The 26,473-nt window shown below is 74.0% G+C and carries 22 protein-coding genes; 13 read left to right on the plus strand and 9 right to left on the minus strand.

Features of this window, described 5'->3' with window-relative positions; translation table 11 throughout:
* The 6 genes from AB0K43_RS25280 to AB0K43_RS25305 all read left to right on the plus strand — a co-directional run.
* Window positions 1–2,730 (plus strand): amino acid adenylation domain-containing protein (locus AB0K43_RS25280; protein WP_363643502.1); only part of this gene is annotated, 2,730 nt, incomplete at its 5' end.
* Window positions 2,731–2,733: 3 nt separating this feature from the next.
* Window positions 2,734–3,780, plus strand: a complete 1,047-nt coding sequence (gntD, locus tag AB0K43_RS25285) for a guanitoxin biosynthesis L-enduracididine beta-hydroxylase GntD (RefSeq protein WP_363643504.1) — start codon at window positions 2,734–2,736, stop codon at window positions 3,778–3,780.
* A 1-nt stretch (window position 3,781) separates the two neighbouring features.
* Window positions 3,782–4,519, plus strand: a complete 738-nt coding sequence (locus AB0K43_RS25290) for an alpha/beta fold hydrolase (protein ID WP_363643506.1) — start codon at window positions 3,782–3,784, stop codon at window positions 4,517–4,519.
* Complete coding sequence (locus AB0K43_RS25295) at window positions 4,516–5,682, plus strand: acyl-CoA dehydrogenase family protein (protein WP_363643508.1); 1,167 nt, start codon at window positions 4,516–4,518, stop codon at window positions 5,680–5,682. Before AB0K43_RS25290 ends, AB0K43_RS25295 begins: the two co-directional genes overlap by 4 nt.
* A 3-nt stretch (window positions 5,683–5,685) precedes the next feature.
* Window positions 5,686–6,792, plus strand: a complete 1,107-nt coding sequence (locus tag AB0K43_RS25300) for an acyl-CoA dehydrogenase family protein (RefSeq protein WP_363643510.1) — start codon at window positions 5,686–5,688, stop codon at window positions 6,790–6,792.
* Window positions 6,793–6,974: 182 nt separating this feature from the next.
* The gene (locus tag AB0K43_RS25305; RefSeq protein WP_363643512.1) at window positions 6,975–7,403 is read left to right on the plus strand and encodes a hypothetical protein; all 429 of its coding nucleotides are present in this window, start codon (window positions 6,975–6,977) and stop codon (window positions 7,401–7,403) included.
* 21 nt (window positions 7,404–7,424) lie between these two features.
* Here the strand turns inward: AB0K43_RS25305 and AB0K43_RS25310 are convergent, their stop codons facing one another.
* Together AB0K43_RS25310 and AB0K43_RS25315 are read right to left on the minus strand one after the other, a co-directional pair.
* Window positions 7,425–8,789, minus strand: a complete 1,365-nt coding sequence (locus AB0K43_RS25310) for a chloride channel protein (protein ID WP_363643514.1) — start codon at window positions 8,787–8,789, stop codon at window positions 7,425–7,427.
* Between the two features lie 193 nt (window positions 8,790–8,982).
* Window positions 8,983–10,413, minus strand: a complete 1,431-nt coding sequence (locus tag AB0K43_RS25315; protein WP_363643516.1) for a DUF2252 domain-containing protein — start codon at window positions 10,411–10,413, stop codon at window positions 8,983–8,985.
* A gap of 181 nt (window positions 10,414–10,594) precedes the next feature.
* On the opposite strand from AB0K43_RS25315, the gene AB0K43_RS25320 reads away from it, so the two are divergent.
* The 3 genes from AB0K43_RS25320 to AB0K43_RS25330 are packed head-to-tail and all read left to right on the plus strand — an operon-like array spanning window position 10,595 to window position 14,989.
* On the plus strand, window positions 10,595–12,415 hold the full coding sequence (locus AB0K43_RS25320; protein WP_363643518.1) for a glycoside hydrolase family 15 protein: 1,821 nt from the start codon (window positions 10,595–10,597) through the stop codon (window positions 12,413–12,415).
* Window positions 12,416–12,434: 19 nt separating this feature from the next.
* Window positions 12,435–13,379, plus strand: a complete 945-nt coding sequence (locus AB0K43_RS25325) for a cyclase family protein (RefSeq protein WP_363643520.1) — start codon at window positions 12,435–12,437, stop codon at window positions 13,377–13,379.
* Between the two features lie 29 nt (window positions 13,380–13,408).
* Window positions 13,409–14,989 carry a GMC family oxidoreductase gene (locus AB0K43_RS25330; RefSeq protein ID WP_363643522.1) on the plus strand — a complete coding sequence of 527 codons (1,581 nt, stop codon included), beginning with the start codon at window positions 13,409–13,411 and terminating at the stop codon, window positions 14,987–14,989.
* On the opposite strand, the gene AB0K43_RS25335 is transcribed toward AB0K43_RS25330, so the two are convergent.
* Together AB0K43_RS25335 and AB0K43_RS25340 are read right to left on the minus strand one after the other, a co-directional pair.
* Entirely contained in the window at window positions 14,970–16,751 is a 1,782-nt protein-coding gene (locus AB0K43_RS25335) for a cation:proton antiporter (RefSeq protein WP_363643524.1), read from the minus strand. The genes AB0K43_RS25330 and AB0K43_RS25335 overlap by 20 nt on opposite strands.
* 252 nt (window positions 16,752–17,003) lie before the next feature.
* Window positions 17,004–17,963, minus strand: a complete 960-nt coding sequence (locus tag AB0K43_RS25340; protein ID WP_363643526.1) for a 2-hydroxyacid dehydrogenase — start codon at window positions 17,961–17,963, stop codon at window positions 17,004–17,006.
* Window positions 17,964–18,168: 205 nt separating this feature from the next.
* Between AB0K43_RS25340 and AB0K43_RS25345 the strand changes: the two genes are divergently transcribed.
* From AB0K43_RS25345 to AB0K43_RS25355, 3 genes are all read left to right on the plus strand, one after another.
* Window positions 18,169–18,669 (plus strand): gluconokinase, encoded by a 501-nt coding sequence (locus AB0K43_RS25345; protein ID WP_363643608.1) that lies wholly within the window; start codon window positions 18,169–18,171, stop codon window positions 18,667–18,669.
* A gap of 111 nt (window positions 18,670–18,780) precedes the next feature.
* Window positions 18,781–19,224: a DUF6325 family protein gene (locus AB0K43_RS25350; protein ID WP_363643528.1), complete on the plus strand. Its 444-nt coding sequence runs from the start codon at window positions 18,781–18,783 to the stop codon at window positions 19,222–19,224.
* A gap of 64 nt (window positions 19,225–19,288) precedes the next feature.
* The gene (locus AB0K43_RS25355; protein ID WP_363643530.1) at window positions 19,289–19,573 is read left to right on the plus strand and encodes an SHOCT domain-containing protein; all 285 of its coding nucleotides are present in this window, start codon (window positions 19,289–19,291) and stop codon (window positions 19,571–19,573) included.
* 107 nt (window positions 19,574–19,680) lie between these two features.
* Here the strand turns inward: AB0K43_RS25355 and AB0K43_RS25360 are convergent, their stop codons facing one another.
* Both AB0K43_RS25360 and AB0K43_RS25365 read right to left on the minus strand, forming a co-directional pair.
* Window positions 19,681–20,442, minus strand: coding sequence for a hypothetical protein (locus AB0K43_RS25360; protein ID WP_363643532.1), 762 nt, complete (start codon window positions 20,440–20,442; stop codon window positions 19,681–19,683).
* Window positions 20,435–22,288: a phosphatidylglycerol lysyltransferase domain-containing protein gene (locus AB0K43_RS25365; RefSeq protein WP_363643534.1), complete on the minus strand. Its 1,854-nt coding sequence runs from the start codon at window positions 22,286–22,288 to the stop codon at window positions 20,435–20,437. The genes AB0K43_RS25360 and AB0K43_RS25365 overlap by 8 nt, the downstream gene beginning before the upstream one ends.
* Window positions 22,289–22,590: 302 nt before the next feature.
* On the opposite strand from AB0K43_RS25365, the gene AB0K43_RS25370 reads away from it, so the two are divergent.
* Window positions 22,591–23,364, plus strand: coding sequence for a hypothetical protein (locus AB0K43_RS25370; RefSeq protein ID WP_363643536.1), 774 nt, complete (start codon window positions 22,591–22,593; stop codon window positions 23,362–23,364).
* A 7-nt stretch (window positions 23,365–23,371) separates the two neighbouring features.
* Here AB0K43_RS25370 and AB0K43_RS25375 read toward each other — a convergent pair whose 3' ends face one another.
* The 3 genes from AB0K43_RS25375 to AB0K43_RS25385 all read right to left on the minus strand — a co-directional run bounded on the left by AB0K43_RS25375 (window position 23,372) and on the right by AB0K43_RS25385 (window position 26,346).
* Window positions 23,372–23,971 carry a hypothetical protein gene (locus AB0K43_RS25375; RefSeq protein ID WP_363643538.1) on the minus strand — a complete coding sequence of 200 codons (600 nt, stop codon included), beginning with the start codon at window positions 23,969–23,971 and terminating at the stop codon, window positions 23,372–23,374.
* A gap of 267 nt (window positions 23,972–24,238) precedes the next feature.
* Complete coding sequence (locus AB0K43_RS25380) at window positions 24,239–25,504, minus strand: hypothetical protein (protein WP_363643540.1); 1,266 nt, start codon at window positions 25,502–25,504, stop codon at window positions 24,239–24,241.
* On the minus strand, window positions 25,501–26,346 hold the full coding sequence (locus AB0K43_RS25385) for an inositol monophosphatase family protein (protein ID WP_363643542.1): 846 nt from the start codon (window positions 26,344–26,346) through the stop codon (window positions 25,501–25,503). The genes AB0K43_RS25380 and AB0K43_RS25385 overlap by 4 nt, the downstream gene beginning before the upstream one ends.
* Between the last annotated feature and the right edge of the window lie 127 nt (window positions 26,347–26,473).

Below are 26,473 nucleotides of genomic sequence, written 5' to 3' on the forward strand. Positions count from 1 at the left end.
GCCATCCTCGCCATCTGGAAAACCGGCGCCGCCTACATCCCCCTCGACCCCGCCCACCCCACCACCCGCCTCGACGACCTCATCACCGACAGCGCCCCACACCTCCTGCTCCTCGACCACCCCCAGGCACAACGCCTCGCACCCCACCCCCACACCCTCCTCCTCGAAGACAACAACCCCCACAACACCCCCGACCACACCGCCGACCACAACCCCGACCTGCCGACCACACCCGACCAACTCGCCTACGTCATCTACACCTCCGGCTCCACCGGCAAGCCCAAGGGCGTCCAGATCGAGCACCGTGCGCTGGCCAACCTGATCGCCGCCGAACGCCCCCGGCCGGCCGGTTCCGGGCGCCGCCCGGTGCGGGCCGCGCACACCGCGCCGTTCAGCTTCGACGCCTCGGTGGACCAGCTGTGCTGGCTGCTGAACGGCCACGAGCTGCACCTGGTGCCGAACGACGTCCGGCGGGACACCCACGCGCTGGCCGCGCTCGTCCGGGAGCAGCAGATCGACGCGCTGAGCCTGACCCCCACGCAGCTCGAACTGCTCTTCTCGCTGGGCCTGTTCGGCCCGGGCGGGGCCCACCCGGAGCTGGTGATGATCGGCGGCGAGGCGATCGGCCCCGCCCTGTGGGCGGCCATGCGCGCCACCACCGGCACCCGCTTCTTCAACCTGTACGGGCCCACCGAGTGCGCCGTCGAGGTCACCATCCACCCGCTGGACACCACGCGGGAACGGCCGAGCATCGGCCGCCCGCTGCCGAACACCCGGGTGTACGTGGTGGACCGGCACGGCGCCCCGGCCCCGATCGGGGTCCCCGGCGAGCTGTGGATCGGCGGCGCCGGCGTGGCCCCCGGCTACTGGAACCGGCCGGAACTGACCGCGGAACGCTTCCTCGACGACCCGTTCCGGCCCGGCGAGCGGGTCTACCGCACCGGCGACCTCGGCCGCTGGAACGCCGACGGGGAGCTGGAGTTCTGCGGCCGGATCGACGACCAGGTCAAGATCCGCGGCCACCGCGTCGAGCCGGGCGAGATCGCCGCCGTCCTCGCCGAACACCCGGGCGTGCGCGAGGCCGTGGTGATCGCACGGCCCGACGCGGACGGCGCGGCACGCCTGCTGGCGTACGCCGTCCCGGGTGAGCCCAGCGCGGGCGGCGCGCCGGCCACCACGCGGGACCAGGTCGAGAAGTGGCGCGAGGTCTTCCAGACCACCCACGCCGAGGTCGGCACCGCCGACCCCACCTTCGACATCGAGGGGTGGACCAGCAGCTACACCGGGGGTCCGATCCCGGCCGAGGAGATGCGCGACTGGGTGGACGAGAGCGTGGCCCGGATCCGCGCGCTGCGGCCCCGGAGGGTCCTGGAGATCGGTACCGGCACCGGCCTGCTGCTGTGGCGCCTGGCGCCGCACTGCGAGCGGTACGTCGGCACGGACTTCTCCGCCTCGACGCTCGCCGGCCTGGCGGCCCGTCTCGCCGACCGGCCGATCCCCGGCGTCGAACTGCTCCACCGGGAGGCGAACGACCTGGCGGGCCTCGAGCCCGGCGCGTTCGACTGCGTCGTGATCAACTCGGTGGTCCAGTACTTCCCGCACGAGGCCTACCTGCGCGAGGTGCTGGCCGGCGCCCGCGCGCTGCTCGCCCCCGGCGGGAGGATCTTCGTCGGCGACGTGCGCAACCTCGGGCTGCTCGACTCGTTCCACCACGGCGTCGCGCTGGCCCGGCTGGGCGACGGCTCGCCGCGCCGGCTGTACCAGGACTTCCTGCGCCGGCGCGAGCAGGAGGGCGAACTCGTGCTCTCCCCCGCCTGGTTCGAGGAGTTCGCGGCCGGTGCGCGACTCCCCGGCGTCACGGTGTCCCCGAAGGCGGGCCGCTTCGACAACGAGCTGTCCCGCTACCGGTACGACGTCGTGCTGTCGAGCGAGCCGGCCGACCCGCCGCAGCCGGCCGGCGGGTGGCGCGACTGGGTGACCGACCGGCTCACGGCGGCCGAGGCCGAGACGCTGCTGGCCCGCGACGGCGTGCTGCGGCTCACCCGGGTGCCCAACGCGCTGGTGGCCGGGTCGGCCCGCGCGGCGGCACTGCTGCTCGGCGAGGACGTGGCGCCGGGCGCGACGGCCGAGGCGCTGCGCCCGGTCGACGTCACCGAGCTCGCTGCCCGGCACGGGCTGGAGGTCGCGCTCAGCTGGCGGGCCGACCACCCGGAGGGCGCCTTCGACGCGGTGATCGGCGGCTCCCCCGAGGACCGCCGCTTCCCCGCCCCGGCGCCCCGCCGGAGTTCCGACCGGACGGCCAACGACCCGGTCTCGACCGAGACTTCGGTCGTGCTCGGGCAGGAGCTGAAGGAGTACCTGGCGGCCCGGCTGCCCGAGTACCTCGTCCCGCAGGCGGTGGTCTGCGTGCCGGCCCTCCCGCTGACCGTCAACGGCAAGCTCAAGACGGACGAGCTGCCGGTGCCGGGCGTCACGGTCGGCTCGGTGGCGCCGAGCACCCCCGTGCAGGCGCTGCTCGCCACGATCTGGGGCGAGGTCCTGCACCTCACGGGGATCGGCGTGCGGGACAACTTCTTCGACCTCGGCGGCAATTCGCTCGTCGCCACCCGCGTCATCGCCCGCGCCGCACGGGCCGGGATCCGGATCCACCTGCGGGACGTGTTCCAGCACCAGACCATCGAGGAGCTCGCGACGGCCTGCCGGTCCGCGCGGCCAGGAGAGGACGACTGACCGATGTCCGTGACTTCCCTTGACACCCCCCGCACCACCGCGGCGTTCACCCGCCTGCGGCTGGACGCCGCCGAGGCCGACCGGCTGGACCAGCTGCTCGACGAGACCCTGGCGCTCGCCGGGGACGCCCACGAGGAGGACCTCGTCACCCTCGCCCGCGACGCGGCCCGGCGGGTACCCGCCCGGCTGTGCTCGACCCTCGACGCGATGCGGCTGTGGGAGCGGCCCAGCGGGCTGCTCGTCAGCGGCTGCCGGGTGGACGACGCGGCGATCGGGCCGACCCCGGCGAGCTGGCGGTCGGCCGGCCGGCGGGTCCGCGAGGAACTGCTGCTCCTGGTGCTGACCGCGGCGCTCGGCGAGCCCTACGCCTGGTCCACCCAGCAGGGCGGCCGCCTGGTGCACGACATCCTGCCCACCCGGGGGGACGAGCACGTGCAGCTGGGGTCGAGCAGCGCCACCGAGCTGCTCTGGCACACCGAGGACGCCTTCCACGAGCTGCGCTGCGACTACCTGGCCCTGCTGTGCCTGCGCAACGACGAGCAGGTCGGCACCACCGTGGCCGTGCCGGACCTGCACGAACTCTCCGCGGAGACCCGGCGGGCGCTGGCCGAACCCCGGTTCCACATCCTGCCGGACGACTCGCACCTGAGCGCGCGCAACCCGGGGCACCTGGCCACCCCCGGCCTCGCCGACCGCTTCGAGGACGTCGAGCGGCGGCTCACCGACCCCACGGCGGTGTCCCTGCTGTTCGGTCCGCCGGACCGGCCGTACCTGCGGATCGACCCCGCCTACATGGCGCCGGTGCCGGGCGACGAGCTCGCCGCCCGGGCCCTCGCCGAGGCCTACGCGCTGGTCGAACGGAGCCTGCGGGACGTCGCGCTGGCCCCCGGCGACGTGCTGGTGCTGGACAACTACCGCGGCGTGCACGGCCGCCGGCCCTTCCGCGCCCGCTACGACGGACGCGACCGCTGGCTCAAGCGGGTCAGCGTCACCCGGGACCTGCGCCGGCAGCGGATCGCCGCCGACTCCTCCACCTCCTGGACGGTGTGAGGTGTACACCACCTTCAGGCGCCCGCTGCTCGCCGACAAGCGGCTGATCTGCCTGCCCCACGCGGGCGGCGGCGCCAACGACTACCGGCCCTGGGCCGACGCCGTCCCCGGCGTCGACGTGGTCGCCGCCCGGCTGCCCGGCCGGGACAGCCGGTTCACCGAGCCCGCGGCCACCGAGTTCGAGCCGCTGGTCGACCACCTGCTCGCCGAGCTCACCCCCTACCTGGGCACGCCGTTCGCCCTGTTCGGCCACAGCATGGGCGGCCTGCTCGCCTACGAGCTGGGCCGGCGGCTGGAGGCCGCCGGCCACCGGCCCGAGCTGGTGATCGCCTCCGGCGCCGCCGCGCCCCGGGTGCTCTCCGGCCCGCACCCGGTGGCCGAGGTGAGCGACGACCTGCTGCTCGCCGAACTGCGCGAGGACGAGGCCGCCCCGCCCGAGGTGCTCGCCGACGCGGAGCTGATGGCGCTGCTGCTGCCCGTCCTGCGGGCCGACCTCGCCGTCGTCGCCTCGTACCGCGACGACCCGGCGCGCCCGCCGCTGCGCGCCCCGCTGCGGCTCTACCACGGTTGGGACGAAGTGCCGGACCCGGCGCGGCTGGTGGCCGACTGGACGCCGGCCGCGACCGACCCGCCGCGCGCCCACGGCTTCCCCGGCGGGCACTTCTTCGTCCGCACGGCGCCGCACGAGGTGCTCGCCCGGCTCACCGAGGACCTGCACGAGAGGACGGCCGTCCGATGACCGCACAGCTCACCACCGCGCGCCCCGCCCCGGCCCGGGACGGCGACTTCCGGGCCGAGGTCCGGGCGTTCCTGGCCTCGCCCGAGGTCCGCGCGGAACTGCACCGGTTCGGCGACCTGCAGCCCGGCGCCGAACCGGGCAACCTTGAGGTGTTCCGCCTGCTCGGCGAGCGCGGCTGGCTGGCCGCCAACTGGCCGGTGGAGTACGGCGGCCTGGGCCTGCGGGCGGTCGACGCGGCGACCGTCGCCGAGGAGCTCGGCCTGGCCGGCGTCCCCGATGTCGCCCACGTGCTCAGCGTCGACATCGTCGGCCTCTTCCTGCTGATGGCCGGCACCGACGAGCAGAAGGCCCGTCACCTGCCGCCGCTCGCCCGCGGCGAGCACCTCGCCACCGTGCTGTACTCGGAGCCCGGCGTCGGCTCCGACCTCGGATCGCTGCGCACGACCGCCGAGCGCGAGGGCGACCACTGGCGGCTGACCGGCCGCAAGATCTACAGCCAGAAGTCCCAGTTCGCCTCGCACGCCCTGTGCGCGGCCCGCACCGCGGACGGGGACGGCAGCGGCATCACCCTGTTCATGGTGGACCTCGCCGCACCGGGCGTCCGGATCTCCCCGATCTGGAACGCGACCGAGGAGCGGTTCGACGACGTCACGCTGGACGTCCGGGTGAGCGACGGGGACCGGGTCGGCCCGCTGCACGCCGGCTTCACGATCCTCAACACCTGCCTCGCGCTGGAGCGCACCGGCATCGACTACCAGGCCAAGGTACGGCGCTGGTTCGACGCCGTCCGGGACACCGCCGAGCAGCTCGGGCTCCTCCGCGACGAAGCCCTGCGCCAGCGGCTGGTCGCGCTCGACACCGAGATCCTGGCCGGGCGCCTGCTCGCCTACCAGGCCGTCGAGGCGGTGGACGCCGGGGCGGTCGACCCGGTGGTCTCGGCCCGGTCAAAGTGGTTCAACACCGAACTCGCCCGCCCCGTGGTGGAGCTCGCGCTGGACGTGGCCGGACTCGCCGGCACGGCGACCCGGTGGGACGGCGAGCCGGGCTGGCGGGAGACCGTCGAAGGCATCTACCGCGAGAGTCCCAACCTGCGGCTCTCGGCCGGCACATCGGAGATCATGCTCAAGGTCGTGGCGACCCTGGGCCTGGGCCTGGAGGGCTGACACATGGAGATCGGACAGCTGGAGCAGCTGCTGCGCGCCCGCTTCACCGGGTTCTTCCCGGAGCACACCCCGCCGCTGGAGGAGCACCCGGCCGCGCTGGCCGCGGTGCCGACCGCGGCACCGTCGCCGACCGCCTGGTCGGCGCTGGTCGAGCGCGGCGCGCTGGTCCTGCCCACCTCGCGGGCCGCCGGCGGGCTCGGCCTCGGCCGGCCGGCCGCCGTGCTGATCGCCGAGCTGATGGGCGCCGCGGCCTTCCCCGCCGGTGCCTACCTGGACACCCTGCTCGGGATCGATCTGCTCGAGCGCTGCCGGCCCTCGGCCGCGCGCGCCCGGCTGATCCGGGACGTCGTGCAGGGGCGGCACCGGATCGCGGTGGGGTTCCGCGACGGCACCGCCGACCGCGGGCCGGACACGCTGCCGCGGTGGACCGACCTGGCGCTCGCCGGCGACCGGCTGCGGTTCGAGGCCCGCTTCCCGACCGTGGTGTCGGCCGACGAGGCGGACACCCTCCTGCTGGTCGGCGACGGGGTGGCCGGCGTGCTGCCGCTCGCCGCCGGCGACCCGGCGGTCCTGCTGGAGCCGCGTTCCGTGCTCGGCCAGCGCCGGCTCTTCGACGTCGACGTGTCCGGGGCGTCCGTCCCGCGTTCCGACCTGCTGGAGTTCACCGCCGACCCGGCCGCGGTCTGGCGCGACGTGCTCGGCCAGGCCCGGCTGCGGCAGGCCGCCCACCTGGTCGGACTGGCGGGCGGAGCCCTGGACGCCGCGGTCGGCTACGCCCGCAACCGGCGCCAGTTCGGCAAGCCGCTGGGCCGCTTCCAGTCGATCTCCTTCCGGCTGGCGGCCGCGACCGCGCGGATCGAGGCCGCCCGCCTGCTCGTCCGCGACACCGCCGTCCGCGCGGAGGGCGGCGAGCCGGTGGCCGCGGCCGCCGCCCGCGCGCTCGCCTTCGCGGCCGAGCTCGGCCGGACCGTGACCGCCGAGGCGCTGCACATCCACGGCGCCTTCGGGATGACCCTCCAATCCGGCGCCCAGCGGTACTTCCGCACCGCGGGCGCCGAGAGCGTCTGGCTCGGCGTCGTCCCCGAGCTGCGCAAGCTCGTCCCGGCCTGACCGGCCCCGCGCTTGCGGGCCGCTGGGACGCCTGGCGCGACGTCCGCCCCGGGTCACCGCGCCGGTCCGGTGCGCCGGGCGTCCGGGGAGCCGATCGGGCGATGGCGTGTAAGGCTGGAATAAAGGCCGCTGGTCGGCCCGTCCGGGTCGGCCCGGCGGCTCCGCCCGCCTAGGAGGCCGAGATGGCCAGTAACGTCAACGAACCGCGGGCCGCTGCCCCGGGCGAACACCACCCCTTCCGGTCCGGCTGGACCGTCCTCGCCGCCGTTCTGATGATCTTCGGTGGGGCCATGGCGATCTTCGAGGGAATCGCCGCCATCGCCAAGGACGATCTCTTCGTCACCACCAGCAACTACGCGTTCCGGTTCTCCGTGAACGGCTGGGGCTGGGTGCACCTGATCCTCGGCATCATCATCGTGCTCGCCGGGTTCGCGCTGTTCACCGGCGCGGTGTGGGCGCGGGCCGTGGGCGTGGTGCTCGCGGGGCTGGCAGCGATCGCCAACTTCCTGTGGCTGCCCTACTACCCGTTCTGGGCCATCGTGCTGATCGCGGTGAACATCTTCATCATCTGGGCCCTGTGCGCCGGAGCGAACCGGGACACCTCCTGGTAGCCGCGGCGGCGACGGTCCGGCTCACGGCCGCCGTCCGGACCCGGCACCGCCGGCCGGCGCGGGGGCGGCGGCCGGGGCCGGGGCCGGCACGAGCCGCAGCGTCACGAAGTACGAGACCACCACCGCGACGATCACCAGCGGCATCACGGTGAGGCCGTCCGTGCCCAGCAGGAGGGTCGCCAGCAGCACGGCGGTCATCGGCAGCCGCAGCATGGACACGCACATCGCGCCGATGCCCATCGCGAACGCGGCCGTGGCCGGGAGACCGGGCAGGTGCGACAGCGCCAGGCCGCCGGCCGCCCCCACGAACATCGACGGGAAGACCGGACCGCCCCGGAACCCGGCCAGTGACACGCTGTACGCCAGCGACTTGCAGGCGACCAGCAGCACCAGCGCGCCCACCGAGTAGTCGGCGCGGTCGGCCAGCAGCGGGCTCAGCGCGCTCTGGCCGGAGTAGAGGATCTCGGTGGCCGACTTTCCGGTGAGTTCCGCGTAGAGCAGCGCGAGCAGGCCGACCACCACGCCCAGCGCGGCCGTGCCCGGCACCATCCGCCGCTCGACCCGCGGTTCCAGGAACAGTCCGAGCCACCGGATGCCGGTGCCGGCGAGGGCCGCCGCCACGCCGATCGCCAGCGCCCAGGCGAACCCGCCGAAGGTCGGCGCATCGGCGTGCGGCACGTCGTGGATGGCGAGCGAGTAGGTGCCCAGGCCCGTCCACGAGCCCAGACCGACGAAGATCAGCGAACCGACCCCGGCGGCGAGCAGTCCGGGTACCAGCACCATCCCGAGCATCGGCCCGCCCAGTCCGGAGGCCTCCATCAGCAGGAACGCCCCGAGCAGCGGCGAGCCGAGCAGGGTGGAGACGGCGGCGAAGCTGCCGGAAGCCCCCACCACCGCGGCGGCGTTCGGCGCCAGTTCCCGCTTGGCGAGGCGGACGGCGCCGACGGCGAGCCCGCTGCCGAGCGCGATCAGCGGCGCCTCGGGACCGATGACGGCGCCGGCGCCGAGCGAGGCGAGGGCCGCGAGCGCGATGCCGGGCAGGTCGACCGGGCGGGTCGGCCCGGTGGTGCTCAGCCCGTGCGCCGGCTTGTGGCCGCCGGTGCCCGGCAGGTACCGGATGGTCAGCCCGACCAGCACGCCGGCCACCGCGAGCAGCGGGATGGCCCACCAGGACGGCGTCCCGTGGAAGCCCAGCGCCTTGGGCAGGTCGTTGTAGGTCAGCGACTGGAGCTCGGTGACCAGGGCGAGGAAGCCGAACGCCGCCGCGGAGATCGGGACGCCCAGCAGCGCGGCCACCAGCAGCACGACCGGGTACCCGCGGGTGCGGACGAGCGCGAACGGATCCGCCGGAGCCGCCTCGGCTCCGGCGGTGGGCTTGGCCGACATGCTGATGGTCTCCTCGGCGCCGGGACCGTCTGGAGCGCTGCCCCCAGAGCGTTCCTGCCGTCGTACCACGGAACCGCGACCGGCCCCCGCCGCGACCTGACGGCGGGGGCCGAGTGTCATTCCGCCGGCCCAACGGCACCAGGGCCGAGCGGCACCGGCGCCCGACGGCGAGCGGGCCCGCCGGCGGGCGGACTCAGGAGGCGGCCAGCTGCTCGGCGGGCACCCGGCCGGTGCGGACGGCGTCCACCAGCGCCTGGTGGTCGCGCTCGTTCTGGTCCGCGTAGTCCTCGGCGAAGACCTGCAGCGCGCGGTCGAAGCTGTCGCTGCGGCCCAGGTAGGCGGCGATCGCGATGCGGTCGCCCGACCGGGCGTGCGCGCGGGCCAGGGTGGCGCCGCAGAGCTGGCCGAACGCCTCCAGGCCGGCCGGCACCATGGTCTCCGGCTCCACGATGCCCTTCCAGTCCCGCAGCTGACGGATGTAGAAGTCGCGCCGGCGGCCGTCGATGCCGTCCACCCGCTCCCAGCCGAGGAAGATGTCGCTGGCGGCCTGCATCAGCCGCTGCCCGGCGACCACCCGCTCGCCCTGGTTCTGGTACTCGCTGGCGCCGGCGAACGGGGCCAGCACCGAGGTGTCGGCCTCCTTGGCCTGGAGGAACAGCGGGTCCTCGCCGTCCCGGCCGAGCAGCAGGACGATCCAGCAGCGGGTGCCCACGCTGCCCACCCCGACCACCTTGCGGGCCACGTCCACCAGGTGGAACTGCTCCAGCAGCCGGCGCCGGTCGGTCGGCAGGGTGCGGCCGTAGCGCCCGATCAGCTTGCGGAACTCGCGCTGGAACGCCTCGCGTTCGACACCCTGGAGCAGTTGCTCGATCGGCACCACCAGGGGCGGGTCCGCGGCGATCCGGCGTTCGCCGTCCACCAGCTCGGTGAGTTTGTCGAAGGCCTGCATGGTGTCCCGGCCCCTGGCCTTCTCGGCGGCCTTGGCCAGCTTCTTGCGGCCGCGCTTCTCCAACCGGCCCTCCGCCAGGTCCTGCAGGTGCTCCACGTCGACCTTGGTGTACCAGACGTCGAGGTTGCGCATCGCGGCGAACCGGTTCATCCACTCCCGGTAGGACCGGACGGTGGCCAGCACGATGGCGGCGCGTTCGGCGTCGGAGAACTCGTTCGCCCGGCTCGCGATGACCATGCTGGTGGCCAGCCGTTTGAGGTCCCACTCCCAGGGGCCCGGCAGGGTCTCGTCGAAGTCGTTGATGTCGAACAGCAGGTGACGCTCCGGGGAGGCCAGCATCCGGAAGTTCAACAGGTGCGCGTCCCCGCAGAGTTGGGCCCTGATACCGGACTTCGGGGTGCCCGCCAGATCGGTCGCCATGATCGCGGCGGCGCCGCGGTAGAAGCGGAACGGCGACTCGATCATCCGGCCGTAGCGGACCGGGACGAGCTCGGGCACCCTGGTCGCCGACTGGGCCTCCAGGATGTCCACCGGGTCCGGCCGGTCCTTGGACGGCTGGTAGCCGGCGTGGCTCGAACGCGGGGTGTGACCGCGGGCGGACTTGCCCCGGCCGGCCCGCTCCGCCGGCGTCATGTGCTGGACGTCGCCGACCACCTTGCTCTGCTTGCTGGGCATGGGCCCTCCTGACTCGTCGCGGGCGCGGCGATGCCCGGCAGCCGGACAGCACCGCAGCCCCGTCTTCCAGTGTGTGCGGTCCCGGCACGACTGTCGCCCGGGGCCCGCCGGGCCCGGGAGGCACCACCCGGACGGCGGGCGGATAGTGGGCCTGTAGGGATCAGCCCGAGATTGGATGGTCATGGACCGATACCCCCCGATCGCCGATCACGGCCTGGTAGGAGACCTGCAGACCGCCGCTCTGGTGTCCTCCCAGGGCGTGGTGAACTGGTTCTGCTCCCCCAGGTTCGACTCCCCGAGCATCTTCGCCTCGCTGCTCGACCACGACCGCGGCGGCTACTTCCGGCTGGCGCCGGAGCACGCCGAGGTCACCTGCAAGCAGCTCTACTACCCGGACACCGGGGTGCTGGTGACCCGCTTCCTGTCGCCCGACGGGGTCGGCGAGGTGATCGACTGGATGAACGCGAACACCAGCCGCACCCCGACCGACCGGCACACCCTGCTGCGGGTCGCCCGCGCCGTCCGAGGCACCGTGCGGTTCACCCTGGAGTGCCGGCCGCGGTTCGACTACGGCCGCGCCACCCATGAGCTCGACCTGCGGCCGCAGGGCGCGGTCTTCATGGCCCCGGGCATCGCCGGCCACCTGCACAGCAGCATGCCGCTGGAGCGGGACGGCGAGGACATCGTGGGCTCGGTCACCCTGAGCAACGGCGAGTCGGCGATGGCCTCGTTCACCGCCTGCGCCGCCGACGGCCCGCCGCCCGCGCCGATGAGCGTCGAGGAGACCGAGCAACAGCTGTGGTCGGCGGTCGACTTCTGGCAGACCTGGCTGCACACCTCGCACTACCGGGGCCGCTGGGCCGAGATGGTGAACCGTTCCGCCATCACCCTCAAGCTGCTCACCTACGCCCCCTCCGGCGCCCCGGTCGCCGCCGCCACCATGGGCCTGCCGGAGCAGGTCGGCGGCGAGCGCAACTGGGACTACCGCTACAGCTGGGTGCGCGACGGCGCGCTGTCGGTGCGCGCGCTGCTGGACCTCGGATTCGTCGAGGAGGCCACGGACTTCACCCACTGGCTCGGCGACCGGCTGCGCGACCGCGCGGAGATACCCGGCGAACGCCTGCAGATCATGTACCGGGTGGACGGCGACCCGTACCTGACCGAGGAGACCCTGGACCACCTGGAGGGCTACCGCGGCTCCCGGCCGGTCCGGGCCGGCAACGCCGCCGCCGACCAACTCCAGCTCGACATCTACGGCGAGGCGATGTACGCGCTGGCCGAGAGCATGGAGGTGGGGATCCAGACCGGGTACCACGGCTGGAAGGGGCTGGCCCGGTTGATGGACTGGCTCTGCGACAACTGGGACCGGCCGGACGAGGGGGTCTGGGAGACCCGCGGCGGCCGCAAGGACTTCACCTACAGCCGGGTGATGTGCTGGGTCGCCTTCGACCGCGCCCTGCGGCTGGCCGCCGACCTGAGCCGGCCGGCCGACACCGCCCGCTGGACCCTGGCCCGCGACACCATCCTCGACCAGGTGATGGACAAGGGCTGGAGCAAGAAGGAGAAGGCGCTGGTCCAGCACTACGGCGGCGACGTGCTGGACGCCTCGCTGCTGCTCATCCCCCGGGTCCGGTTCCTCTCGCCGAAGGGCCCCGGCTGGCTGGACACCCTGGACGCGATGGAACGCAAGCTGGTCTCGGACAGCCTGGTGTACCGCTACGACCCGGCCGCCTCCCCGGACGGCCTGCGGGGCTCCGAGGGCACCTTCAGCCTGTGCACCTACCTCTACGTGGACGCGCTGGCCCGCGCCGGCCGGCTCCGCAACGCCCGGTACACCTTCGAGAAGATGCACACCTACGCCAACCACGTCGGCCTGTTCGCCGAGGAGATCGGCCCGAGCGGCGAGCAACTGGGCAACTTCCCCCAGGCGTTCACCCATATGTCGCTGATCATGGCCGCCAGCACGCTGGACGAGGCGCTGGAAGAGCGACGGCGGCGCTGAGCCGCGAGGACCGATGCCGATGGATACCGACACCGACACCGCGGCCGACCGGACGCCCCGTCAGAGCCTGGCGGAATTCCGCGCCCTGCACCGCGAGCTGCGACGGCCCGAGGGCGACCCGCGCGGCGCCCTGGCGCACATCACCGCCGCCACCGTGCGGGCGGCGGCCCAGGAGGTGCGACTGGGCCGGAGCGTCACGCTGGCCGCGCCGGTCGAGACCGAACCCGGGCCGGACAACCCGCAGCCGGCCGGCCACCGGCTCACCAGCCCGCCGGAGGCCGCGGCCGGCAGCACCGGGCTGCACTTCGCCACCGACCGGTTCAGCATGAACGTGCACGGGGACGCCGACAGCCACCTCGACGCCCTGTGCCACGTGGTCTACGACGGCACACTGTACGGCGGGGTGCCGGCCACCACGGTGACGCCGGCGGGAGCCACCGCGCTCTCGGTGGAGCTGGACCACGACGGGATCGTCGGCCGCGGCGTGCTGCTCGACATCCCGCGGCTGCGCGGGGTGCGCTGGCTCGAACCCGGCGACCGGGTGACCTTGGACGACCTGATCGCCGCCGAGCGGGCCCAAGGGGTCGAGGTCGGCCCCGGGGACCTGCTGTTCGTCCGGGTCGGCCACCGCCTGCGGCGCGGCGAGAGCGGCCCGTGGGACTCGGCGCACGCCCGGGCCGGGCTGGACCCGGCCGCGGTGCGCTTCCTGGCCGAGCGCCGGGTGGCGCTGCTCGGCGGCGACGGCAACAACGACACCGCGCCCAGCCCGACCGAGGGCGTCGACTTCCCGGTGCACGTGCTGGCGGTGCACGCCCTGGGCGTCCAGTTGCTCGACTACCTCCGCTTCGAGGACCTGGTGCCGCTGTGCGAGCAGCAGGCCCGCTGGTCGTTCCTGTGCGTGGTCGCCCCCCTGCGGCTGCCACAGGCCACCGGCTCCCCCGTCAACCCGATCGCGATCCTGTGAGCTGCGACAACTCCGAGGACGGTGCACCCATGGCCGAGGACCAGCACTACGACGTCATCATCATCGGCACCGGAGCCGGCGGCGGCACCCTGGCGCACCGCCTCGCCCCCACCGGCAAGCGGATCCTGATCCTGGAGCGCGGCGGCTACCTCCCCCGCGAGCGCGACAACTGGGAGTCGACCGCCGTCTTCGTCAAGGGCAAGTACCGCGCCCCCGAGTTCTGGTACGACAAACACGGCGAGCAGTTCCCACCCGAGGTCAACTACTACGTCGGCGGCAACACCAAGTTCTACGGCGCCGCGCTGTTCCGGCTGCGCCCCGAGGACTTCGGCGAGATCCGCCACCACGGCGGCGTCTCGCCCGCCTGGCCGATCCGCTACGAGGACCTCGAGCCGTACTACACCCAGGCCGAGCACCTCTACCTCGTGCACGGGCAGCACGGCGAGGACCCGGGCGAAGGACCGGTCAGCGCCCAGTACAGGTACCCGCCCGTCCAGCACGAACCGCGCATCCAACAGCTCAGCGACGACCTCGAGAAACACGGCCTGCACCCCTTCCACCTCCCCATCGGCGTCAACCTCACCCAGGACGCCGACGGGCGCGCGACCCACGACAGCGTGTGCATCCGCTGCAACCGGGTCGACGGCTTCCCCTGCCTGGTCCGGGGCAAGGCCGACGCCCAGGTGATCTGCGTCGAACCGGCGCTGGAGCACGACAACGTCACGATGGTCACCGAGGCCAACGTCCGGACGCTGGAGACCGACGCCACCGGCCGCACCGTCACGGCCGTGGTCGCGGAGCTGGCGGACGGCAGCACGGCCCGCTTCGGCGGCGACCTCGTGGTGGTCGCCTGCGGCGCCGTCAACTCGGCTGCCCTGCTGCTGCGTTCGGCCAACGACCGGCACCCGGGCGGCCTAGGAAACAGCTCCGACACGGTCGGCCGGCACTACATGCGGCACAACAACCTGGCCCTGATGGCGGTCTCCAAGGAGCCGAACGACACCCAGTTCCAGAAGACCCTGGCGGTGAACGACTGGTACCTGGGCGCGGACGACTGGGAGTTCCCGCTCGGCGGCATCCAGATGCTCGGCAAGTCGGACTCCGACCAGATCAAGGGTGAGGCGCCGCGCTGGGCCGGGATGGCCTCACCCGACATGCCGTTCGAGGTGCTCGCCCACCACGCGGTGGACTTCTGGCTGTGCGGCGAGGACCTCCCCGAGCCGGACAACCGCGTCACCCTGGACGGTATCGGCGACATCCACCTCGCCCTGGACGAGAAGAACAACATCGAGGGCCTCAAGCGCCTGCAGCACAAGCTGCGGGGCATGCTCGGCAAGCTCGGCATGCACCCGCACCACCTGCTGCCGCACAGCCTCTACCTGCACAAGGGCATGCCGATCGGGGCCACCGCCCACCAGGCCGGCACCGTCCGGTTCGGCACCGACCCGCGGACCTCCGCGCTGGACGTCAACTGCAAGGCCCACGACCTGGACAACCTCTACGTGGTGGACACCAGCTTCTTCCCGAGCATCGGCGCGGTGAACCCGTCGCTCACCGCGATCGCCAACGCCCTTCGGGTCGGCGACCACCTCACGGAGCGTCTGGGCTGAGCTCCGGCCCGGCCGGAGGGCTCAGCAGCACGGCGGTGTCGCCGGGGCGCGGCACCGGGGTGTCCGTCCGGGTGACCGCCGCCAGCTTCCCGTCCGGGCGGACCACGAAGAGCAGCTCGTGCCCGGCCGGGAGCCGGCCGTCGACCCGGTGGGTGACGATCCGCGCCCCGTGCGCGTAGCGGTGTTTCAGCTCCGGGCGGTCCAGCCCGGTGCCGAACAGCGCACCGTCCCCCGCGTACGGGGCGACCACGCCCTGGCTGCCGGCCGGCGGGCCCAGGCGGTGGACCGGGCCGTCCACGCTCTCCTTGAGCGTCATCGAGGCGAGCGCGTTGAAGTCGTCCTCGTCGGTGAGCAGCAGCACGCCGGTGATCCCCTCCAGCTCGGCGCCGGCGCCGGTGGCGGCCGCGAGCAGCTCGCCGGGGGCCAGGTCCAGCCCGGCCTCGCGGATGCTGCGGCGCTGGCGGTCCCCTCCGGCCCACATCAGCACGTCCAGCCCGGCCGAACGCAGCGCCCGGCCGAGGTCGACCACCCAGGGGGCACCGCCGACCAGCAGCGGCCGGGAGCGCGCGGAACGCAGGGCGCCCAGCCGGCGGGCCACCGGGAGCGCGGTGAGGCCGTAGACCATGACGGTGGCCACGATCACCACGAAGGTGGCGGGGAGGATCTTCTGGGCGCCGCCGACCCCGGCCTGGACCAGGGAGGCGGAGAAGGTGGAGGCGGTGGCGGCGGCGACGATGCCGCGCGGTGCCATCCAGCCGATGAACCAGCGCTCACCGCGCGCCACGTCCGTACCGGCGGTGGCGAGCAGCGCCACCAGCGGCCGGACCACCAGGATCAGCAGGACGACCAGGCCGAGGGTGGGCAGCACCACGTGCCGCAGCGACTCCGGGGTCACGGTGGCCGAAATGGAGACGAAGAGCAGGCCGATGGTGAGCGAGACCAGGGTCTCCAGGAACGGGCGCCGGACCGGGATGTCGAGGTCCGGCCGGTTGGCCAGGGCGATCCCCATCACCACGGCGGAGATCAGCCCGGTGTCGTCCCGGAACGCGTCGCAACCGGCTGCCACGCCGACCACCGCGGCCAACTGCACCGTGGTGCCGAGGACTTCGCCGAGCGCCAGGTGCCGCAGGACCAGCCAGAGCAGCGCCGCCCCGGCCGCCCCGGCCACCAGGCCGACCGCCGCGCTGGCGAAGAACTTGCCGAGCTGGCGGGCCAGCCCGTCCTCGTCGCTGGCGAGGACGCCGTGGAAGACCAGCGCGCCCAGGATGCCGCCGAGCGGGTCGATCAGGGAGCCCTCCCAGACCAGGATCCGCTGCAACCGCTCGGTCGGCCGGACGTACGCGAGCAGCGGGCCGACCACGGTCGGGCCGCTCACCACCAGGATCGCGCCCAGCATCACGGCGGCCGGCAGCGACATCCCGATCACCGGGACGGCGAGCAGCGCGGCCGACCCCCAGGTGACCAGGGCGCCGAGCCAGAGCAGCCGGACCACCACCCGCCGGGTGTGGCCCCTGAGCCGGTGCAGGTCGAGGCCGAGGCCCGCGTCGTAGAGGATCACCGCCACCGCGAGCGACACCAGCGGGGAGAAGGCGTCGCCGAGCAGTTGCTCGGGGTTGACCTCGTCGGTCAGGGCGCCCGCGGTGAACCCGACCGGCAGCAGGACCAGGATGGCCGGGATCCGCAGCAGGCTCGCCAGCAGTTGGGAGCCGACCGCGAGGACCACGATCAGCCCGATGCCCACCAGGATCTGACTTTCCGTCATGATGTCGCCTCCCTGGTGCTCATCCGGCCGGCCGGCCCACCGCGAGGCCGGACGGTCGCCGGCCCGCCCGCGGCTCCAGCCGTCCTGCGCCGCACCTCGACTCCGGCACTACCTTCCCCTGGGGCCGCCCGGCCCGGGGCGTCGGCTCGCGCCGCTCGCCCGGCCGGAGCAGCCATGCCCCCCGGACGGAGCAACCGCCCACCCGGCGGATCAGGAGCCGGGGGGCGCCGGATCAGGAGCGGGGGCGCCGGATCAGGCGCCGGGGGCGACCACCACGTTCTCCAGGCGCTCGCCCGCGAGGAAGCGGTTCAGCTGGGTGCGGATCAGGCGGTGGGCGCGCGGCAGGAAGGCGGAGCTGTTGCCGCCCGTGTGCGGGCTGATCAGCGTGTTGGGCGCGTGCCAGAGCGGGTGCCCGGCCGGCAGCGGCTCCGGGTCGGTGACGTCCAGGGCCGCGGCCAGCCGACCGCTGCGCAGTTGCGCCAGCAGGGCGTCGGTGTCGACCACGGCGCCGCGGGCCACGTTGACCAGCAGGGCGCCGTCCTTCATCGCCGCCAGGAACCGGGCGTCGACCAGGCCGCGGGTGGTCTCGGTGAGCGGCAGGGTCAGCACCACCACGTCCGCCCGGGGCAGCAGGCCCGGCAGCTCGGCGAGCGGGTGCACCGGCCCGCGCGGGGCGGTCCGGGCGGTCCGGGCCACCCGCAGCACCTCGCACTCGAAGGGCACCAGCCGCTCCTCGACAGCCGCGCCGATCGAGCCGTGGCCGACCACCAGGACGGTGCGGTCCGCGAGCGAGGCGGCGGGCCCGGGCCGCCAGACCCCGGCGTCCTGGGCGCGGACGAAGTCCGGGATCCCGCGCAGCGCCGCCAGCACCAGCGTGACGGCGAGCTCGGCGGTGCTGGTGTCGTGCACTCCCCGGGCGTTGCACAGCGTCACCCCGGGCGGCAGGAACGGGACGACGTTCTCGACCCCCGCCGACAGGCTCTGCACCACCCGCAGCCGTGGCATCCGGTCCAGCAGCGGCAGCGCCGCCGCCGCGTGCAGGTAGGGGAGGACGAAGAATTCCACCGCGGCCAGCAGCGGCGCGGGCGGCGGCTCGCCCCGGCCGTCCCACACGGTGGCCGCCAGCTCCGGCAGGCGGCCGATCTGCGCGGGCGGGTACGGGAGCAGGATCCTGACCGTTGGCCGGGCCGGCCCGGCGGCTGAAGAGCTCATGGAGGGATCACAGCAGCGATCCCCCCGCTCGGCGGGCACGGCTCGCCGGGGCCATCCGGGTAAGTCCGGCCGGCCCCGCGGCGACGCGACCGCGCGGCGGCGGGCGCCGGCGCGCAGCATGTCCGACAGGGGTGACCGACACCGTGCCGGAGCAGGGAGAACCGCCGTGGAGACTGCCGTACCGGCGCCGACGGTCGTCGTGGTGATGGGTGTCTCCGGGTCGGGCAAGAGCACCACCGGCCGGCTGCTGGCCGAGCGCCGGGGCGTGCCCTTCGTGGAGGGCGACACCCTCCACCCGGCCGCGAACATCGCCAGGATGACCGCCGGGCACCCGCTCGACGACGCGGACCGCGAGCCGTGGCTGCGGATGCTGGCCGACCGGATCCGCGACGCCACCCGCACCGGGCAGGGCGCCGTGCTCTCCTGCTCCGCGCTCAAGCGCTCGTACCGGGACCGGCTGCGCGCGGCGGGGCCGGGCGTCTGGTTCCTCCACCTGTCGCTGGACCGGGAGTCCGCGCGGCGCCGGGTCGCCCACCGCACCGGGCACTTCATGCCGGCCGCGCTGCTGGACTCCCAGTTCGACGTACTGGAACCGCTGGGGCCGGACGAGCCCGGGCTGACCGTCGACGCGGCCGCCGGCACCACCGCCTGTCTCGACCGGGCCGAGGCCGCGCTCGAGTGCTTCGAGGGCGGCCGGCGGGGCTGAGGGCGCACCGAGATGCGTGCTGATCCCCGCGCTGTTGCAATGGCTGGGTGGCGTGCAACGACCGAGGTGGCGGCCCTCCGCCGCACCCGTCCGATCGGCCGAGGAGTCGACGTGTGTGAAGAGCCCAACGAGCCGGGACCGATCGACTACCTGGTGGTCGAGTTCCCCGGCAGCCGGATGACCGGCGAAGGACTGCCCCTGCTGGTCGACCTGGTCGATCGGGGCATCATCCGGATCCTGGACCTGGTGTTCGTCAAGAAGGAGGCGGACGGGTCGATCGTCGGCGTCGAGCTGGCCGACCTGACCGGCGACGGCCGGCTCGACCTCGCCGTGTTCGAGGGCGTCTCCTCCGGCCTGCTCGGCCAGGACGACATCGACGAGGTCAGCACGGTGCTCGAACCGGGCAGCGCGGCCGGGATCCTGGTCTACGAGAACGTGTGGGCCGGGCCCTTCGCCGCCGCCCTGCGCCGCGGCGGGGCCCGGCTGGTGGCCAACGGCCGCATCCCGGTCCAGGCGATCCTGGCCTCGCTGGACGCCGCCGAGGCCGGGGCCTGAGAAGTTCGGCCGGTCGGCCGGTTCGACCGGTTCGACCGGTTCGTCCGAGAAGAGGAGCACCACCATGCCAGGACTACTGCGCGGTGTCGCCCGCACCGCCGTCGTCGCCGGGACCGCCACCGCGGTCTCCAACCGGGTCTCCCGCCGGCAGGCCGGCCGCTGGGCCCAGCAGGACACCCAGCAGGCACCGGCCCAGCCCGCCTACCAGGCCCCGCCGCCGCAGGCCGCGCCGGCCGACGACATGAGCAGCAAGATCTCCCAGCTCAAGGAGCTGGGCGAGCTGAAGAGCCAAGGCGTGCTCACCGACGCCGAGTTCGAGGCGCAGAAGGCCAGGCTGCTGGCCTCCTGACCACCCGGACGACGAGCGCCGCGGGCCCGGCCCGCGGCGCTCCGGCGTGCCCGGGCGGGGCGCGGTGCGGTGCGCCTCAGCCGGTCGGGGTGCCGGGTCGGTGCGCCTCAGCCGGTCGGGGTGCCGCCGAGGAAGTCCTTGACCCGGTCCCAGACGGTCCGCCGGTCGGGCGGGAAGCGGCGCAGCGCCTTGGCGCGCTTGGCCGATCCGTCCGGGTAGCGCCAGCGGGCCCAGGGCGAGTCGGGCTTGGCGATCCGGATCGCGGCGACGACCGCGATCAGCGGCACCAGGACGCCGAACAGCCCGGTGGCGATCTTCCCCTTGAGCAGGGAGAGCACCGAGAAGGCGAGGTTGATCAGCAGCGCCACGGCGATCACCGGCGCGCCGCCCCCGCCGTCACCGCTGTCGCCGGTGTCGAACGGGTTGGCGCCGAGCAGCACCAGGATCCCGATGACGGCGGCGATCAGCACCGCGTCCACCGACTTGCGGCCCTCCGCCGCCCAGTAGACGTCGTCCAGGTGGAACCAGAGCGCGAACTCGTCGAGGGTGAGCGCCGCACCCGCGCCGAACATCGCCGCCAGCACCGCCCGCCAGACGGTGCCGGGCTGGTAGGCGAACTCGGCGGCGCCGGCGATCAGCATCAGGAAGATCCCGTAGACCTGGTGATGGATGTGCAGGCCGCCGACCGAGACGTCCCGGAAGGGCCCCTTCCCGGCCCTGATCATCCTGGTGATGACGCGGGTGAGCAGGAAGGTCAGGATGAACGCCCCGACCATCCAGCCGATCCCGTTGCGCAGCGGGGTGCTGCCGGTGTCGATCTGCACGGTCACCTCCGCGAGGCGGGCCCGGCCGGCCGGGTGGTCAGCCATCGGTGCCGGGCGGGGTGGGTGGGTCGGGCGGGGTCGGTGGGTCGATCGAGGTCGGTGGGTCGGGTGGAGCCGGTGGGTCAGGTGGAGCCGGTGGGGTGGCCGGTGGCGGCGCGGCGGGCCGGTGACGGCGGCTGAACATGGCGGGCAGGCTCGGGGTCTCCAGGAAGCCCTCCGCGCGGGCGGAGGCCATCGCGATCCGCGGCAGCTCGCTGCCCTTGCGGAAGCAGAGGTAGCGCGGCTCCCAGATCGGCCGGTACTTGGCGTTGGCCCGGTACAGCGACTCGATCTGCCACCAGCGGGAGAAGAAGGACAGCACCGCCTTCCACAGCCGCAGCACCGGGCCGGCGCCCAGCCGGGAGCCGCGCTCGAAGACGGCGCGGAACATCGCGAAGTTCAGCGAGATACGGACGATGCCGTGCTCCTCGGCCGCGCCGACCAGGTCGAGCACCATGAACTCCAGCAGCCCGTTGTCCGCCTCGCGGTCACGGCGCATCAGGTCGAGCGAGACCCCGTCGCTCCCCCACGGGGCGAAGCTGAGCAGGGCGCGCAGGGTGCCGTCGGCGTCCGTGCACTCGACCATCAGGCACTGCCCGTCCTCCGCGTCGCCGAGCCGGCCGAGCGCCATCGAGAAGCCCCGCTCGGTCTGCCCCCCGCGCCAGTGGTCGGCCAGCCGGACCAGGGCGTCCATCTCCGCCTCCGGGATCCGGGCGTGGCGGCGGATCCGGGTGGTGTACCCGGCGCGCTGGACCCGGTTGTACGCCTGTCGGAGCCCGCGCATCGCGCGCCCGTCGAGGCTGAACTCGTCCACCTCGACGATCGCCTCGTCACCGAGCTCCAGGGCGTCCAGGCCGTGTCGGGCGTAGACCGTGCCGGCCTCCTGGCCGGCACCGATGACGGCGGGCACCCAGGCGTTGGCGCGGGCCTGCGCCAGCCACGGTTCGATGGCGCCCGGCCAGGCCTCCGGGTCGCCGATCGGGTCGCCGGAGGCCAGCGAGACCCCGCCCACCACCCGGAAGGCGATCGCCGCCTTGCCGGAGGGTGACCAGGCCACCGACTTGTCCCGGCGCAGGGCGAAGTAGGCCAGCGAGTCGCGTTCGCCCCAGCGGTCCAGCAGGGCCCGCATCCGGGCCTCGTCCTCGGCCGTCAGCCACTCGCGGTTCTTCGGGGAGCGGAACAGCACGTACAGGACCAGCAGGAAGAGCAGGACGCCGGCGATGTTGACGACCACGTCCACCCAGCGCGGCACGTCGACGCCGGCCACGTCCACGTCGCCGGACAGCGTCAGCACCCGGGCCAGCGAGTACCCCAGCTCGCCGCCCCAACCCCCGCTCGGGTCGCGGTCGGTGGCCTCGACCAGGACGGCGCCGCCGGCCACCACCAGGATCAGCCCGAACACCGCGGTGGCCGCCGCCAGCCGGGCGTTGCCGCGGGCGCCGCGGCCCCGGAAGCGGGACCGGCCGAGGAACAGCGCCACCGTGACCAGGCAGGTGATGGCGGTGGAGAACCAGTTCACGACGTGCGAGCGGAAGGCCGCCTCGCCGAGCGCGGCCACGAACAGCACCGAGAACGGGACGAACAGGATGACGGCGAACCACCAGGCGGCGCGCTTGCCCCGGCCGAGCATCACGGCCAGGAAGGTGGCCAGCGCCAGCGAGGTGAAGCCGGTGGTGAGCGGGAACGGCGGGTAGAGGTCCCCGGTGTTGACCCGGTTGAACTGGGCCCGCAGCGGCGCCAGCACCACGGCGAGCAGGATCAGCGCGGCGACCACCCTGAGGTAGCCGACCACCAGGCCCGCCGCGTACCCGGCCAGCCGGCTGTCCTTGGCCCGCTCCTGCGGCTGTGACATGCGCAGCGCACCGCCTTCACCCGTGTCCGCTGCCCCCGACGGTCGGCCACGGCGCCTGGACGGGGGCAGGGCGGATCCCTGCTCCAGCATCCGGCGGGCGGTCCGGGGCGGCCACCGCAGGCGCCCGGACGGGCGAGCGGAAAACCGGGTGACCGCCGCCGCCCGGTCCGTCACCATGCCTACCGGGACCGCGGCGCACGGGCGCCGGGCCCGCATCCGGGAGGTGCACCACCATCAGCGGCGCTCACCAACGGCCCGGCCACGCGCGCGCGGCCGCGGACGGCCTGAAACTGCACCGCCGGGTGCTGCGGCTGGACGGCCGCCCGTACACCGTGCTCGGGCTGCGGCCCGGGACGGCGGCGCGGTTCGCCACCAACCACTTCCACCGGACCTGGCACATCCTGTCCGACCCGCCCGGCGCGCAGCTGCTGGCGCGGCTGCTGTGGGGGCTGTCGTACGAGCGCCACCCCGGCACGCTGGTGGTGATCGACCGGCCGTTCCTCGACCCGACCCCGTTCGAGGGCGAGCCGAGCGACCCGGTGGTGCTGGTGCCCCGCGACCTGACGCCGCTGGGCGAGGGCGCCGCCCGGGCGCTGCGGCGGGCGCTGCCGCTGGGCCCGGCGCCGGACGGGACGGTGCGCTGGCGCACCACCGGGCTGGACCGGGCGCTCGCGGAGGCCGAGGGCTGGGGGCGGCGGGTGCGGCAGGAGCAGCGGCGGGGCGGCGACTTCCGGAGCCTGGTGACCCGCCGGGGCGGGCTGGTGACGGTGTCCGCGGCGCCGTGGCAGCTGCGGGAGTGGGCGGTGGACACCGCCCGGCTGGGCGAGCGCGGCCCGGACGAGATGGACTACACGTACCTCGGCGAGGGGTGCTTCGCGCCCGGCGAGGTGCAGACCTTCCGGCGGTACCGGGCGATGGTGTCCAGCGCGGTGGTGGCCCGGCGGGAGGTGCTGGCCGCGGACAGCGGCCGGGACCTGCCGCAGAGCGTGCGGGAGCGGATCTGGCGGCGCTCCGCCGAGGTGCGGCGCCGCACCGCCCCCGCACCGGGTCTCGGCGCGGGGGCGGCGGCGGGGTGAGGCGCGGTCAGCCCGCCAGGCGGTACTTGGTGGACGGCACGCCGCTGGTGTAGCTGCAGTCGTAGGTGCTGGTGGTGGCCGTGTACGACCAGCCGGCCGGCGCCCAGCAGGCCCACAGGCCGTTGACCGGCTGCTTGATCCGGTAGGTGGTCGCCGGCACCCCCGGGGAGGTGCTGCAGGCGGTGGTGTAGCTGATCAGGTCGTACGTCCAGCCGGGCTTCACCGTGCAGGCCGTCAGGCCGTCGACGGGGGTGCGCAGCCGGTAGCTGGTGGCCTGCGGGCCGACCTGGGCGCAGGCGCTGCCGAACGAGACGTAGTCGTAGACGAACCCGTCGACCGGGGTGCAGGACAGCACGCCCTCGGCGGGCGTCCGCAGGTGGAACACGGTGGACGTCCAGCTCGCACCGCCGCTGCACTGGCGGGTCTGCTGGACCTGGTCGTAGGTGTAGCCGGCCGGGACGCTGCACGCCCAGGTGCCGTCGAGGCCGGCGGCCTGCGCCGGGGCGGCCGGCACGGCGGCGAGGGAGGCGAACAGCAGGGCGGCGGCGGCCGCGAGCGCGATGGTCACGCGCGAGGCGAGGCGGCCGATCCGGCGCAGTGGGCTCATGACGGACATGGGTCCCCCCAGGAGGCACGGTCGGTGTGGTGGCGACCGTGGTGACTGATCATGCGGTCACATGATCGTCGCAGTTATAGCACCGACCCTTCACCTCCTGACAGATCGTCACACCCGCCCTCCCGCACGCCTGTCCGGATTTCACTCCCGCCCCACCCCTCACTCCCGCACCCGCTCCGGCCCCACCGATCCACCGGCCCACCACCAGATTGGCCGAGATACGCCCCAGGGCCGCGGACCGGCTACCGACCCAGACAGTCAGCGCCCGGCGCGCTTCCAGGCGTGCACGAACTCGCGGTAGAGGAACCGCTGGAACGGCTGGGCGCCGGAGAAGCCGAACTGCTTGCCCAAGGCCCTCGCCCCGAACCAGAGCCCGCTGACCACCGGCACACCGGTCGCCATCTCGGCGACCGACGCAACGCTGTCCACCAACTCGCGCTCCACCGGGGACATCTCCACCCTCCGCAGCCCCAGCCGTTCGAGCAGCTGACGCTTGACCCCCTCGATGTCGCGGGCGAGGCGCAGCTGGTCCTCGTCCGTGACGCAGCGCTCAACGGCATGCCGCAAGGCCGCGGCCCTGGTGCGGTACTCCCGGATCCGGTCGGCCACCAGCTCCACCCAGTCCACGTCGGACATCCGCCCGGTCTCCTCCGGAACCCACAACCGGCCGCCCAGCAAAGGAAGTTCCAGCTGGAGCAGGCGCAGCCGGTGCGACTCCTCCGCCCCGGCCGCCTGCGTGAGCGAATCGTGGATGCCGCGGACGGCCTGGATGATGTCGAGCACCGTACTGTCCGCGGCACCGTCGCGGGTGAGGTCGAAGGTGAGGGAGAAGTCGCGGCGCAGCGGGTGGGACTGGTAGGAGATCACGCCGGCCTCCGCCCTGGCGCGGTACTTCATCGCGCGGGCGAGGGTCGCCATCAGGTACTTGCCCTGGCCGGGAGCCGCGATCTCGCGCAAGGGCCCGGCGAGCATCACGGCGGCGGCGCGCGCCCACTCACCGAACGCATCCTGCTCGACGCCGTCCTGGGTGGGTATCCGATCACCGTGATGGCCTGCCGCCGCCCTGACCTGCTGCTCCTGGAAGGCGCTCCAGTCGCGCAGCCGCCGCGCCAGCGGGGCCTGTCCTCCCCGGTTCGCCTCGTCGATGACGAACGCCTGCTCGACGAAGCGCGCCATGCTCGTGATCCCGTGCACGCTCTCGAGGTCCCGGAGCGCCGCGCTCTCCAGCTGCTCCGCCGTTCGCTGCTGGGGCACAGTCAGGAACAGCGGATTCAGGAGCCCCGCCCGTATCAGTGCTCGCAGCAGCAGCGGGCGCTCGCCGAAGTCCTCGGGGCGGGGGCTGTGCAGGAGCGGATGCGGGACACAGACCCTTGACATGAAGATCAGCGATTGCACGATCTCCACGAAGCATTGCCTGGCGAAGGGATCCTGCGGCTGCCCGCCGCGGTTCTGGGCGAGGAGGAAATCCTCGGCGCTGATCAGCGAGGTGACGTCCACCAGGACGGCGGTGCTCCGCCGACTCATCCGCGCGTCACCTCCAGGAACCATTCGACGGTCTCCCGGCGGCCCATCACCGTCGACTCGAAGACGGGCTCGGCCCGGCTCAGCAGCTCCGGCCCGAGAGGGAGCGGCTCACCGGACTCGTCAGAGCTGTGCAGGCCGGCGGCCGCACCGAGGCAGAGCCCCGCCAGGCCGTCCCAGACTTTCTGATCGCGCCGCCAGAACAGGTCGAAGCCGGGGGCCGGGGGGTCGGTCCGATCCGCCAGGTCGACCACGGTGCGCACCATGTCCAGGGTCTGGGAGGTGGTGCGGAGCTTCAGCCGGTAGCCCTCACGCTCGGCCGCGGCGTCGAAGGGGCGTGGCGGATCGCCGGCGCTTCGGGTCGCAGAGATCCACCGGGTGGAGGCGGCTCCGGCGGGCTTCCCGTTCAGCTCGACCTGTCCGCGCCGAACATCGGCCGTGACCACCAGCGGCGTGCGGCCGGCGCCCAGCTCGGGGGCCAGCACGAAGGCCGCCACCGGCGCCCAGTCCTCCAGGAGGCAGACCACCGAGCAGAATTCGGTCCGCTCGGCCCGCACGAACTCGGCCGTACCGTCGATCGGGTCGACCACCCACACCCGGCCCGAGGAGGCGGCCACCTCGGCCCGAACACCGGCGCGTTCGTCCTCCTCGGCAATGATCACCGCGTCGCCCTCCAACTCGCGCAGTGCGTCGATGATGAGCTTCTGCACGGCGACATCGGCCTCGGTGAGCAGGGTGCGGTCGGGCTTGACCTCGACCGGCAGCTCGGCGATCCGGCTGCGGTACTCGGCGAAGACGGGCAGGAGCCGCGCCTCCAGGGTGCCCCAGAGGGAAGTGACGGTCATGGCAGGTACCCCCGCGCTGGGGCCACCGATCGGCGGCTGAGCTGAACTGACGCTTTGTCAAATCCTGGCACAAGCAGCGGCGGCTCGACAGGGCGCCGCCTCCGACACGGTCCCTCGCCTGCCGGCC

Origin of the sequence: Kitasatospora sp. NPDC049258, assembly GCF_040678895.1 — a bacterium.
Classification (GTDB): domain Bacteria; phylum Actinomycetota; class Actinomycetes; order Streptomycetales; family Streptomycetaceae; genus Kitasatospora.